The following is a 12,997-nucleotide window of genomic DNA, read 5'->3' on the forward strand; positions in this document are numbered from 1 at the left end:
CTCGAAGACCCATGTGTAACCAACGTCCGGCAGTTTCATATCTAGGCCGTGTCTTTCGGATCATGCCGGGCCCGCGGCGCCTGGCACCGCGGGCTCAGCCGGCTTCCCCGCTCCCCGCGCCGGACTCCCGTTCCCAGGCGGCGGCGAACATCTCGTGCAGCGGCGCCGTCGGCAGGATCCGCCCGAACGGGCCGCGGATCCGGCCCCGCCCCAGCGGGCGCACCGCATGAGCGGCCGGCTTCGCCGCCTCCAGCGGCAGGTGCGGGGACTTCAGCTCGGTCCACTCCCCGGGCAGGAACAGGGTCCGGCCCGCCCGCGCCCGCTTCGCCTCCACCACCCGGCCCGTGCCCAGCAGTTCCGTACGCGCCGCCGCGTGCCGCTTGGGCGACCAGCCGTTCCAGCGCCGCACGTTCCGGTCGGTGGGCGCGGCCAGCGTCGCCAGCTGGAGGTACAGGGCCGCCGCGTCCGCGCCGACCCCGAGCCGCCCGGACACCCGTACGACCAGCTCCGGGCAGGACTGCCGCGGGTCCGCCTCGTACGCACCGGCCGGCACCGCCCCGGACCGGGCCCGGCGCATCATCCGCTCCAGACCGCCGCCGGCCAGCAGCGGCGCCACCCGGTCCAGCTCCTCGGCCAGGTCGGTGACCTCTCCCACCCGCCGCCACACCTGCGGGTCGGCCGCTGCCGCGGGCCGCAGGAACGAGGCGCCGCCGGGCGCGCACACCACGAGTGGACCGGAGTCGTACGCGGTCACCGGAACGGGATCCTCCGCCTTGCGGGGGTCCATCGCCACCGGCAGCCGCCCGGGCCCGAACCGCTCCGCGATCCGCTCCGAGGTGTCCTGGACACGCCCACCGGCCAGCGCCACCAGCAGCTCCGGACGATCGAGCTCCGTCCGCAGCCGCTCGTACAGGTCAGCCGCGCCGCCCACCGCCGGATCACCCACCGGCCGGTCCGTCCACGCCCACACCAGCGCGCTCGCGATCTGCCAGAGGGGGAGCCCCACCGGGGTGCGGTACGGCAGCTCGCGCCCGGCCGGCGGCACCGCCCGGACCTCGACGCCCACCCCGTAGGGCGTCGCCGCCAGCTCCCAGCCGGCCGCCTCCACGGTCGCGTCCGCGGCGGCCCCGTACCCGCCCGCGAGCCGCCGCGCCCACACCTCGGGGAGCCCCAGCTCGGCCTCCAGGGCGTCGGCCGCCTCGTCGTCCAGGGCGGGGAGCGTCCCGAGACGCTCCCGCCACACCTCGGCCATGCGCTCCGCGGCCGCCTCGATCCCGCCCGGCCGCCACAGCTCGGCCGGGTCCCCGGGCAGGGCCGCCGCCAGGACGGCGCGCCGGCCCGCGCCGCCGAGCCGTGCGCGCAGCCGCTCGTACGACTCGGCCGTCATCGCCGTCGCCTTGTACGGGGCCCGGCACACCAGGGCGCGGTCCTCGTCGCGGTCGGCCCGGCCGACCAGACCGGCCACCACGAGCCGGGCCACCGCCCCGCGCACACCGGTCAGTTCGGCGAAGCGAGCGGCGGCCGACTCGGGCACCGGGACCGGCCCGTGCGCCTCGATCTGCGCGACCAGGGCCCGCAGCCGGGCGGAGTCATCCCGCTCCACCCGGACGAGCCGCGCCTGCGGAACCGCCGCCGGCACCGGATCCCCGTCCCCATCCGTGGCGGCCGCCACGAACCAGCATTCCGAGCCGCCGGCCCGTACCGGCCAGGACGCCGCCGCGAGCCCGCCCCCGCGCAGCCCGTCCAGGACCCCGGCGGACGCGCGGCCCACCCACCACCGGCCGCCCGCGCGGGCGAACGGCTGGTCGGCCCAGGTGTCCAGCAGCGCCACCAGAGCGGCCCGCTCCCCGTCCGCGGTCGGCTCCACCGCCGCCCGCCAGGCGGCGGCGTCGATCGCCCCCATCAGCTGCGACCAGTCGTGCGGCGGAGCCGGCGGCGAGAGCCGCCGCACCTCCTCTACGACGGTCCCCGCAAGGCAGGCGCCGTCCGAGGCGAGCGCGCTCAGCGTCGCGGGCAGGTTCACCGCACGACTGCGCCGCCGCGGGTCGTCGCCGCCCTGCGAGACCAGTCCGAACAGCGCGGGCATCAGCTCGATGTCCGGCGCGGACCGGCGCGGCAGGGCGGGCGGCGCCTGCGCGAGCAGGCTCACCCGCCGGAGCAGGGCGAGCCTGCGCTCCTCCACCCGGGCGGCCCGCCGGGCCACCGCCACCACGGCCTCGGCCAGCACCGGATCGCCGACTTCCGGCAACTCCCGGGCCACGACGGCAGGCAGCCCCCGCGCGTCCGTGCGGGCCGCCTCCAGCAGTGCGTCCGCCGTCGCTCGCCCCACGCTTCTCAGCGCCCGCGACCCGGCCGCGTCCCGGGTCCGCAGCAAGTACCAGAAGGCGGGCGGCAGCGCCACGCCCCCCGACGCGGTGACCCGGCGCACCGGGGCCACCACCGGATGGCGCGTGGAGCGGTGCCCGTCCAACTCCCAGAGCAGAGCGCCGTCGGCGGCGTACGCGCGCACGCCCGTCCGGGTCTGCGCCTCGGCGAGGACCACGTCCTGAACGGCGCCTTCCGGCGGCGCCCACAGGCCCCACGGCTCCTGCCCCGGCCGGTCGATGTCGAACCGGGCCGTACGCCCGTCCACGCTCTCCACCAGGTAGTGGTCCGGCGCGTGGTTGCGGTGCCGGGTGCGGAACAGCACCCGCGTCCCGACCAGACCCTCCCGGCTGCCCAGCGGGGAGGCGGCCAGACCGGCGGGCAGCGGCGCCAGCTGCAGGGCCTCCGAGGCCGGCGCCATGCCGGCCTCGGAGGGCTCCGCAGCCGGATCGTCACTCGCCGGTCGGCCCGGGAAGTCCGGCAGCGCGACCGCGCCGCACGGCTCCCCGGTGACCGGATCCACCAGCTCCCACGGCCTGCGCCCGAACACGGCGTTGGTCCAGATCCGCGAGCCGTCGCCGAGCTGCAGCTCGTCCCCGTCGATGCCCTGCGTCCCACCCGGGCGCAGGACCCGTCGGCCGTCGTGGCGCCCGCCCCCGTCGGCGCTCTCGAACTGGAAGCCGTACGCCCCGTCCAGACTGCCGCCGAACGGCACCAGCCCGCTCAGCTCGTCCGGAGCGAACACCTCCGCGGGACGGTCCGCCCACACGGCGGTGTCGCAGTGGTACGGGTTCGGTTCGAGCGTCCAGCTCACCAGGAAGGAGCCGCCCACGTAGTGCACCGCGTACATCGTCGCTCCGTCGGGCACCGTGAACCGGCAGGAGCCCCGCACCCCGTGCGGCCCGACGGCGACCGCCCGGTCCCGCCCGAACACCGTCAGCACCGGCCACGTGGCGGTCACCCCGGCCACCCCCGCCGCCCCCGGGAGCCCCTCCTGCGCCTCCTCCCCGTCGGCGCCCGCCGCGAACTCGGCGTACACCGACTCCAGTGCGGGCCAGGCCAGTTCCTCGGGCAGACCGGCCGCCAGCGAGCGCCGCAGCGCGCCGGCCGCCCCCGCCCCGGCGAGTGCGTCGGTGATCCCGTCGAGCGCCGACACCGTCGGCCGGTCCAGTACGGCCTCCAGCTCGGCGACGGCCTCCTCGGCGCCCGCCATCCCGCCGCCGGCCACGGTGTCGACGAGCTTGCCGACCCGTACGGCGACCTCCTGGGCGATGCCCTCGTTGCCCGGCAGCAGCGTCACCGCCGAGCCGGCCCGGCGCCCGGGCGCCGGCCCCCACCGCGGCATCAGGTCCGCGTGCACGGTCCCCTCCAGGCGCGGGCCGAACACCGGGTCGGCGGCCAGCGCGGACAGGTCCCGCCGGGACCGCTCGCCCCAGAACCGCATCCGCGTCTCCGGTCCCGGGTCGACGACCGCCACCCCGGCCGCCAGAAAGGCGTCCAGTACGTCCGCGTCGAAGCCCTGGTGGTGGTGCCGGGTGGTGTGCACGGTCACCGCCGCGCCCTCCGCCCGCAGCCGCGGCCCCAACCGGCCCACCAGGTCGAGGAATTCCACCGGAAGCGGCTGGCGCGCCACCCCGCCGCCGGACTGCGCCGCGTACTGGTACATCCGTACGTAGTTCCCCACCCAGCCGTGCAGCCCGCCCTCGGGCACCACCCGCCCGGCCGCCATGGCCGCTGCCGCGCCACAGCCGATGAGCATCCGCAGCCAGGCCCCGCCGTCGGTGACTCCGTCCGGGAAGACCTCCACCAGCCCGGCGGCGACGTCCTCCGCCGGCGGGTGGGCCGTCAGGACCGTGGTGGCGGCATCGAGGAGCGCGTCGGGCACGGACTTCTTCCGCGTGACCGACAGGATCGCGCCCACCAGCCGCGCGGCCTCCTCGTCATCGTGACCGGCCGCCTTGGCGGAGGCCCGTACCCGGCGCACCAGATCGGCCGGCAGGTCCGCCCGCGAGCCCGCCCAGGCGGTCAGGAACTCCTCCAGGGCCGTGTGCGCGGCGGACGGCTCCAGGGTCTCGGCGAGGAAGTGCTGATGAGCCCCGAACTCCTTGGCCGGCATGGCCCCGCCCGCCGCGAACAGCAGCGCGTTGGCCCTGCGGTAGGCGGGGTCGACCGGGAGCCCGTGCCGGGCCTCGGCCGACCGCGCCGCCGCGTAGGCCCGGCCGCCCGGGCGGCTCCCGTAGCCGATCAGCCGATGTCCCACGGTGTCCCAGAACCACGGCAGATGGGCCGCCGGCAGCCGCCGGGCCCGCGCCGCCATCGTGTCCACGAACCGGCCCGGCTTGGTTTGGGACCGCCCGAGTTCCGTGCGCATGTCCTCGATCAGATCGCGCGCGCTCCCGGCCGCGCCCGGGTCGTGGGCGGCGACCCAGTCGGCATAGGTGGTGGAGGTGTGCGCACCGGTGGTCGGCAGCAGGGTTTCCGACGAGACGATCATGCTTCGCATCGTCGCACGCCGTACTGACAGCGCCGCCTTGAGTCCGCGGCGGCGGGCGGCACCGTCGGTACCGGTCCCGTTCAGCCGGCCTGCTCGTGGCCGGCGAAGAGGGAGACGAGGCTGTGCGGGGCGTTGTCGTCGAAGCACAACTCGTGGTTCCGGGCGGCCTCTGCGGCGGCGGCGGAGCTCCGGGGGAAGAGGGCTTCCTCGTATGCGGTGAGCGCGGCCTCGAGGTCGTCCGGATGCGCGGCGATGGCGTTGGCCAGCTCGGCGCCGTCGTACATGGCGAGGTTGGCGCCCTCGCCGGCGAAGGGCGACATCAGGTGGGCGGCGTCGCCGAGCAGCGTGACGCCCGGCACGCGGTCCCACCGGTGGCCGATCGGCAGGGCGTTGACGGTCCGCGGGACCGGAGCGGTCTCGCCGTCGGTGATGAGCGAGGTGAGTTGCGGTGCCCAGTCGTCGAACTCCTCGGCGACGAGCGCCGCGGCCGCGCCCGCGCGGCCGAAGTCGATCCCGTTGATCCACTCCTCCGGCTTGTTGAGCGCCGCGTACGTGTGCAGGACGCCGCCGGGCTCCCGGTGGGCGAGGATCCCCTTCCCGGGCGCGAGCGCGAAGAGCGCCCCGCCGCCGACCGCCTCCGCGCCGGCCGGGTGACGGGTGTCGGCGTCGAACAGGTACGTCTCGATGAAGGAGATGCCGACGTACTCGGGCTTCGCGTCGGACAGCAGCGGACGGATCCGCGACCAGGCCCCGTCCGCGCCGACCAGCAGGCGCGTCGTCACGCTCGCCCCGTCCGCGAAAGCCACCTCGTGGCGGCCGTCACCGAGGGGGCGGACCGCGGTGGCCTTGTGCCCCCACTTGACCGTGCCGGGCGGCAGCGAGTCGAGCAGGATGCGGCGCAGGTCCCCCCGGTGGACCTCCGGACGCCCGCCGGTGCCGTCGTCCGGCTGGTCCTGGAGCACGGTCGCCTCCCGGTCGAGCACGCGGGACGCCTCACCGCCCTCGTGGACGAGCCCGAGGAACTCCTCGAACAGGCCGGCGGCCTTGAGGGCGAGCTGTCCGTTGTAGTCGTGGATGTCGAGCATGCCGCCCTGCGTGCGCGCGGTCGGCGAGGGCTCCGCCTCGTAGATCGTCGCCGCGATGCCGTGGACGTGGAGGACGCGGGCGAGGGTCAGCCCTCCGAGCCCGGCTCCGATGATCGTGACGTCAGTGGTCATGGTGATCCTTTGCTCGTCCCGGTTCTGGAATGTCGTTCCACCCCCAGACTGGAACCCCGTTCCAACGATGTCAAGCTGGAACGGGGTTCCAGGGATGTGTCAGGATGGCCGCATGGCAACCAGGACGCGTCGTGCGGAGCGACGGGAGGAGCCGCTCTCCCGGGAGCGCATCGTCGAGGCGGCGATCGGGATTCTCGACGCGGCGGGCGAGGGAGGGCTCACGTTCCGCGTGCTGGCCGAGCGCCTCGCCACCGGGCCGGGTGCCATCTACTGGCACGTCACGGGCAAGGACGAGCTGCTGGCCGTCGCCACCGCGACCGTCGTCGCCGACACCGTGATCGCCGACACCGTGATCGGCGGCCCCGAGGTCGGCGGCCCCGCCGCGGCGACCCCGCAGGAGGCGATCCGCGCGCTCGCCCTCCGGCTGTTCGACGCGATCGACGCGCACCCGTGGATCGGCACTCAGCTCGCCCGCTCACCGGGGCAGTCGCCGCTGCTGCGGGTCTTCGAACACCTCGGACGCCAGGTCCGGGTGCTCGGAGTGCCCCAGGCCGGCCGGTTCACCGCCGCGTCCACGCTCCTGAACTACATCCTCGGAGTGGGCGGACAGAACGCGGCCAACGCCCACGGGCAGGAGTCGGAGGCGAACCGGACCGAGTTCCTCAACACCGTCTCGGCCGCGTGGGCGAGCCTGGATCCCGACGAGTACCCGTTCACCCGCGACGTCGCGGATCAACTGCGCGATCACGACGACCGCGTCGAGTTCCTCGCCGGAATCGACCTCATCCTCGCCGGAATCTCCGAATCAAAGGCAGGCTGAGGTCCCCGTCAGAGGTCGATCGAGCGGTACTCGTCCAGCACGGCGAAGCCGGTGCTGTCGTAGAGGCCCATCGCGACCTCGTTCCCGCCGAACACGTTGAACATCATCACCTCGTCGCCGCCGTGCCGCGTGGCCCACTCGCCGACGGTCATCGCCGCCCGGCCGTACCCCTTGCCCCGGTGTTCCTCGTGCACCTCCAGCGAGAAGCCGAAGGTCACGCCCGGCAGGAAGCCGTGGTTCACCCAGCCGGTGCCGACCACCCGCCCGCCGGCCTCCATCGCGTAGAAGCCGTGACCCGGGGTCAGGAACCCCTGCGGGAGGTGGCGGGCGAAGTCCTGGTCGGACTTCTCCTTGGCCTGCTCCGGGGTCAGCGCTCCGGCGCGGACGATGTCCGCGATGTACGCGGCCTCCTCACCGGCGTACCAGAGCGGGTACTCCTGCGCGGTGAGCGGGCGGACCGTCAGGCCCGGAGGCAGCTCGGGCCGCTCGGCCGCGGCGCGCATCCGGTTCTGCCCCCGTACGGGATAGCCGGCGAACACCTCCGCCCCCGCTCCGCCGGTGAGCCGGACCTCCACCCGCGCGGCACCCCGCTCGGCGCACCACCGCTCGGCCCACTCCCGCCCCTGGGGCACCGTCAGGTCGTGGATCCGGCCCACGAGCGCCCCGTTCTCCTCCGCCACCCCGACCGCGACCCAGCCGGTGCCGTCCGTGGCCACCGTCCAGTCGTCGATCCCCTTCACCGCCCGCTCCAGCAGGGCCCGGGCCAGCGGCTCCGCACACCCCGCGGCCCGGTATCCGGCCAGCACCCGCTCCTCGAACCCGCCCCGCCAGTCGGCCCGGTCGGCCGCGCTCCCCGTCTCGTCCATCCGCCCACCCTAGGCGGAGCCCCCGGACCCCCTCGGCCCACGGGCGGACGCGGTGACGGCATCACCGCGCGGATCTCGGCCGTGGGTGCGGCTGTATGTGTTCTTTGTGGCTGGATATGATCGGCGCCTGTCGCTCGCGCGATCCTGCCCCGCCGCATCCCGAGGACCGATGTCTCCCATACCCGAAGGCACCCCAGGGCCGTCGAAGGCCCGAAGACGGCGCACCGTGCGCCTCCGTACGATGCTCATCTGGCTCGCGGTCGTCCCCACCGTGGCCATGGGCACCCAGGTGGCGGTGACCGCCGAACGGCTGCTGGTACAGGCCGACCACCTGCGCGACGACTTGGCGGCCAGCAAGCGGATCGGCGAGCCGCTGTTCCGGCTCATGGCCGAACTGCAGGCCGAACGCAAGACGAGCGCCGCACGGTGGGCGGGCACCCCCGTTCCCGATTCCGATCTGCGTGACCGCAGGGCGGCCACCGACCAGGCCGTGGCCGAGTTCCGGCGCCTCTCGGCCGACACGGGCGGCCGGCCGGAGTCCGCGGAGGCCGCTGAACACGTGAGGGACGTCAAGGCCCGCCTCGACCAGCTGACCGCCTTCCGCTCGCGCGTGGACGCCCGTACCGGCGTCGCCGCGCAGACGATCGCGTACTACGACGGCGTCATCGACGGGATCACCGGTCTCTACCAGGGGGCCTTCAGCCACACCGACGACGCCGAACTCGTCGCGGAGAGCCGCCCGGTCGTCGCCATGATCTCCGCTTCCGAGATGCTGGCCCGCCAGGACGCGATCCTCACCCTGGCCGGTCCTTCCAGGGAGCTGACGCCCGCCGCCTTCGGGGAGTTCCTCGACGACGCGGGGGCGCACCGGCACCTGTACGACACCTGGATCGTGCCGTACCTGCCGGCCGCGGAGAAGCAGACGTACGAGCGGATCACCTCCTCGGACGCCTGGAAGACGAAGCTCCGCGTCGAGAACGCCATCATCGCCCAGCACAAGATCACCGATTCCGGGATGAAGCTGCCGGCCGATGTCGGCGCCTGGCCGGCGGCGTACCAGGTGTTCTCGGGCCAGCTCGTCGAGCTCGGATCCCAGCGCTCGCGCGATCTGCTGGCGCACGCCGACGAGCACGCCGCCGAGCTGGAGACCCAGGTCTACTGGCTGGTCGGCGGAAGCGCCGGCGCACTGCTGCTGGTCGTGGCCGTCGTCGTCGTCACCACCCGCTCGGTGCTCCGCCGCCTGCGGCGGCTGCACGAGCGCACCGTGGCCATCGCCGAGCAGACGCTGCCGGACGTCGTGGCCCGGCTGCACCGCGGCCAGCCCGTCGACGACGCCGTGCTGCCGGCGGTGAGCGGGAACCAGGACGAGGTCGGGCGGATCAACGACGCGTTCGCCCGGGTCGTGGCGGTGTCCGTCGACGGCCACCGGCAGCTCGCGGCCGAGCGGCACGGCTTCGGCATGTTCGCCTCCGGCATCGCCTCGCGCACCGGAAACCTGGTGAGCCGCCAGCTGAGCCTCACCGAGGAGATCCAGGACGCCTTCGGCCACGACGAGGCGCTGCTCGCCGAGTTGATGCGGTCCGACCAGCTGACCGTCGGCATGCGCAGGCAGGTCGAGAACCTGCTCATCCTGTCCGGCGGCGAGGTCCCCGACCCGCACACCGAGCCGATGCGGGTCGCCGACCTGCTGCGCGAGGCGGCGGCGGAGGTCGAGGACTTCCGGCGGATCGAACGGCACGCGCTGGACGAGGCGAGCGTCGAACCGAGCGTGATCAGCCAGATCAGCCACCTGCTGGCGGAGCTGCTGGACAACGCCACCCGGTTCTCCCCGCCGAGGTCGAAGGTGGTCATCCGGGCCGAACTGGTCGCGGGCGGGCTGTCCGTGGAGATCGAGGACCGCGGGCCGCGCGTGGGCGTGGCCGGCTACGAGGAGATGAACCGGCGCCTGCACTCGGCCCCGCCGTACTCCGAACTCGCCGAGAACGCGCACCGGCTGGGCCTCTTCGTGGTCGGCCACCTGGCCGACCAGCTGGGGGCCAAGGTCACGCTGAGGCGTTCGGTCTACGGAGGGACCTCGGCCGTCGTCGTGCTGCCGAGCGAGCTGCTGGCACGGCCGGCCGCCCCGGCCGGGTCCGCGGCGGCCGTGTCGGAGTCCGTCCCCGCTCCCGTACCCGTACCCGTATCCGTACGGCGGACCGCGCCCGAACCGGCCCCGGAGCCGACCGCCGCCGAGCGGCCGGAGCCGACCCCGGAGCCGAACCCGGCACCGGCACCGGCACCGGCACCGGCGCAGCGTACGTCCGCGCTCCGGCCCGTGACCGGGGACGGCGGGGCGCGCCCCGCCCTCCCGGAGCGCGTCCCGCAGACCCACATGACCAGGCAACTGCGTGCGCCGCGAGCGCCCGAGCCGGAGCCGGGCCCCGGCCCGGACACCCCCGAAGAGGTCGCCGATGCCTGGGCGGACTACGAAGAGGGGACGCAGAAGGTGGAAGCCGAGCTCAGACAGGAACAGGATCAGCGATGACGACGACCCCCAACTCCGCGACGTCCAGCACCGCGCCGTCGAACGACGCGATCTTCAGCGTCCTGGACAGCCACCTGAGCCGGATCGCCGGCATCCAGGGAGCCGTACTCCTCTCCAACGACGGGATCCCGCTCACCGCCTACCTCCTCGACCGGGACCAGTCGGAGCGCATGGCGGCCGCCGCATCCGGGATCGCCGCCACGATGAAGGCGATATCCCGGGAGATCGACGGCGGCCGCGTGATCCGCCAGCTGGTCGAGATGGACGACCGGTACCTGTGCGTCGTCGGGTGCGGGGAGGGCAGCACGCTCCTCGTGGTGACCTCCCGCAAGGCCCGACTCGGCGAGCTGGGCGGCGAGGCGGTGCGTACGGCCCAGGCACTCGGCGAATGGCTGGGCACGCCCGAGCGCCCCGCGGCGCCGAAGTCGTAATGCCCGAGCCCGAGATGTCGGAGCCCGAAAGACGCGAAGCCGAGGCCTCTGAAGCCGAGGCCCCTGAAGCCGAGGGGCCGGGAGCCGAAGCCGCGGAAGCCGGGGCGTCGGAAGTCGAGGCGTCGGAAGTCGAGACGTCCGTACGGGAGAAGTCGCAGGAGCCGCGGCGCGGCGGCCGCCGCCGTACCCGGCTCTACGCGCTGACGGACGGCCGGACCGCCGCGCCGCAGACGGTCCTCACCATGGACACGACGATCACGGCCGCCGTCGGCGCCGACGCCCAGGGCGGCCTGCCCACCGAATGGCAGGCCGTCCTGGCCATGTGCGCCCGGCCGGGCGGGCTGGCGGTCGCCGAGATCGCGGCGCGCATGCGGATCCGGCTCACCCCGATGACGCTGCTGCTCGGCGAACTCGCGGACCGCGGGCTGATCCACCACCAGCCGCCCTTGCAGGGGGCGGAGACCACCAACGTCCACATGCTCATGAGAATCAGGGACAACCTTGCCCGGATATGATGGATTTGAACCGTCTGTCGCCCCTGCCGGACAGGTGTCGCCTGTCAAGATCCTCATTGCGGGAGGCTTCGGCGTCGGCAAGACGACCCTGGTCGAGACGATCTCCGAGATCGAGCCGCTGCGTACGGAGGAGCGGCTGACCGCGGCCGGAGTGGGCGTCGACGACCTGGACGGCATCGAGTCCAAAGCGGTCACCACCGTGGCCATGGACTTCGGTCGGCTCACGCTCGCCGACGCGGGGGTCGTCCTCTACTTGTTCGGCACCCCGGGCCAGGAACGGTTCTGGTTCATGTGGGACGACCTGCTCAGCGGAGCCCTCGGCGCGCTCGTCCTGGTCGACACGCGGCGCCTGGACCGCAGTTTCCCGGCCATCGACTTCTTCGAGAGCCGCGGGCTGCCGTTCGTGGTGGGGGCGAACTGCTTCCACGGCGAACAGCCCTACACGGCCGAGGAGATCGCCGCCGCGCTGCACCTGCGCGACCCGCAGACGCCCGTCCTGCTGCTCGACGCCCGTGCCCGCACCGACGCCCGCGACGCGCTCCTCGCCCTCCTCGACCTGCTGATCGGCTCGGCGGACGCGGCGTAGCGGGCGCGGCGGGCGCCCGTGGGGTCCGTTCCTCAGAAGTCCCCGTCGGCGTCGGGCCGGGGCGGCGCGGCGGGTGCGGCGCCGGGGGCCGGGGCGGCGGCCAGATCGGCGAGGAGTGCCTCGGCGAGGCCCTCGCGGCGCATCCGCTGGTCGACGTAGAGCATGGCGCTCGCCAGCTGGCTGAATCCGATCTGGAAGATCTGGCTCGCCGCGCCGCCGACGAACACGAGGAGGAAGGCGAACACCAGGGCGGTGACGGCTCCCGCGGAGGGGGCGCCGCCCTCGGGTATCGCCTGGAGGGCGGGCATCATCGCGAACGTGCCGATGAGGTTGAACGGCAGCTGGATGGCATACGCGATCGCCCCCGCCAGCATGACGGCGACGATGGTGTAGCCGCAGAGCCGCCACCAGTCGCCCCGGACCAGCGCCGTCGAACGGCGCAGCGCGGTGACCGGGCCCGCGCCCTCCAGGACCACGGCGGCCGGGGCCAGGCCGAACCGGATGTTGAGCCAGACGGCGACCGGCGCGGCGACCAGCATCAGCAGCGGCAGGAAGGCGAGCAGCGCGAGGGCGCCGTCCTCGGAACCGGCGGAGAGGACCAGCGGCACCCACACCGCCAGGACGACGAGCATCGGGGCGCCGGCGATCAGGACGCCGAGGAACAGCGCGCCGGCCACCGCGGGGGCCCGCCGGACCGAGGACCACCACAGTGCGCGGAAGGTGGTGGGGCGGCCCATCACGGCTTCCTTGAGGACCGCCGGACAGAGCGCGGCGATGACCGACATGCCCAGCATGCCGATGACGAAGAGCAGTACGAAGGTGGCGACGGCCGCGATGACCAGCGGCACGACGTGCTCCGCCGCCGGGTCCTCGCCGAACGGCGGATCGAATACGGGGTCGAAGTGGTCGTGGACCGAGGCCACCGCGACGCCCACCACGAGGGCCATCGCCGGCAGGACGACGGCCTGCACGGCCAGCACCACACCCGCGAGCGTCTTCCAGTGGCCGCGGATGGTCGCGAACGATCCGCTGATGATGTCCCCGAGGGCCAGCGGTCGCAGGGGTATCACCCCCGGCTGAGGCGCGGCCGGCGGCCGGCCTCCCCACTGCGGGTTGCCACCCCAACCGCCCCCGTGTGCTCCCGGCCAGCTGTTCTGCGTCATGCACATGCTCCGTTTGT

At 74.4% G+C, this 12,997-nt stretch carries 9 protein-coding genes; 5 read left to right on the plus strand and 4 right to left on the minus strand.

The features are described from left to right. Positions 1–94 precede the first annotated feature (94 nt). Positions 95–4,858: a hypothetical protein gene (locus tag ACFYZS_RS37075; protein WP_389022908.1), complete on the minus strand. Its 4,764-nt coding sequence runs from the start codon at positions 4,856–4,858 to the stop codon at positions 95–97. Positions 4,859–4,938: 80 nt separating this feature from the next. After that, positions 4,939–6,075 (minus strand): FAD-dependent oxidoreductase, encoded by a 1,137-nt coding sequence (locus ACFYZS_RS37080; protein ID WP_389022911.1) that lies wholly within the window; start codon positions 6,073–6,075, stop codon positions 4,939–4,941. A gap of 112 nt (positions 6,076–6,187) precedes the next feature. On the opposite strand from ACFYZS_RS37080, the gene ACFYZS_RS37085 reads away from it, so the two are divergent. Beyond that, positions 6,188–6,895: a TetR/AcrR family transcriptional regulator gene (locus tag ACFYZS_RS37085; RefSeq protein ID WP_389022914.1), complete on the plus strand. Its 708-nt coding sequence runs from the start codon at positions 6,188–6,190 to the stop codon at positions 6,893–6,895. Between the two features lie 8 nt (positions 6,896–6,903). Here ACFYZS_RS37085 and ACFYZS_RS37090 read toward each other — a convergent pair whose 3' ends face one another. Next, positions 6,904–7,761 carry a GNAT family N-acetyltransferase gene (locus tag ACFYZS_RS37090; RefSeq protein WP_389022917.1) on the minus strand — a complete coding sequence of 286 codons (858 nt, stop codon included), beginning with the start codon at positions 7,759–7,761 and terminating at the stop codon, positions 6,904–6,906. Positions 7,762–7,987: 226 nt separating this feature from the next. Between ACFYZS_RS37090 and ACFYZS_RS37095 the strand changes: the two genes are divergently transcribed. The 4 genes from ACFYZS_RS37095 to ACFYZS_RS37110 are packed head-to-tail and all read left to right on the plus strand — an operon-like array spanning position 7,988 to position 11,817. After that, positions 7,988–10,285, plus strand: a complete 2,298-nt coding sequence (locus ACFYZS_RS37095) for a nitrate- and nitrite sensing domain-containing protein (protein WP_389022920.1) — start codon at positions 7,988–7,990, stop codon at positions 10,283–10,285. Continuing rightward, positions 10,282–10,716 carry a roadblock/LC7 domain-containing protein gene (locus ACFYZS_RS37100; RefSeq protein ID WP_389022923.1) on the plus strand — a complete coding sequence of 145 codons (435 nt, stop codon included), beginning with the start codon at positions 10,282–10,284 and terminating at the stop codon, positions 10,714–10,716. The genes ACFYZS_RS37095 and ACFYZS_RS37100 overlap by 4 nt, the downstream gene beginning before the upstream one ends. After that, positions 10,716–11,231: a DUF742 domain-containing protein gene (locus ACFYZS_RS37105; protein WP_389022926.1), complete on the plus strand. Its 516-nt coding sequence runs from the start codon at positions 10,716–10,718 to the stop codon at positions 11,229–11,231. The genes ACFYZS_RS37100 and ACFYZS_RS37105 overlap by 1 nt, the downstream gene beginning before the upstream one ends. A 34-nt stretch (positions 11,232–11,265) precedes the next feature. Further along, positions 11,266–11,817: an ATP/GTP-binding protein gene (locus tag ACFYZS_RS37110; protein WP_389022928.1), complete on the plus strand. Its 552-nt coding sequence runs from the start codon at positions 11,266–11,268 to the stop codon at positions 11,815–11,817. A gap of 32 nt (positions 11,818–11,849) precedes the next feature. Here the strand turns inward: ACFYZS_RS37110 and ACFYZS_RS37115 are convergent, their stop codons facing one another. Further along, positions 11,850–12,980 carry a hypothetical protein gene (locus ACFYZS_RS37115; RefSeq protein ID WP_389022931.1) on the minus strand — a complete coding sequence of 377 codons (1,131 nt, stop codon included), beginning with the start codon at positions 12,978–12,980 and terminating at the stop codon, positions 11,850–11,852. Positions 12,981–12,997: the final 17 nt, after the last annotated feature.

The organism is Streptomyces sp. NPDC001903 (assembly GCF_042891345.1).
Taxonomy (GTDB): Bacteria; Actinomycetota; Actinomycetes; order Streptomycetales; family Streptomycetaceae; genus Streptomyces.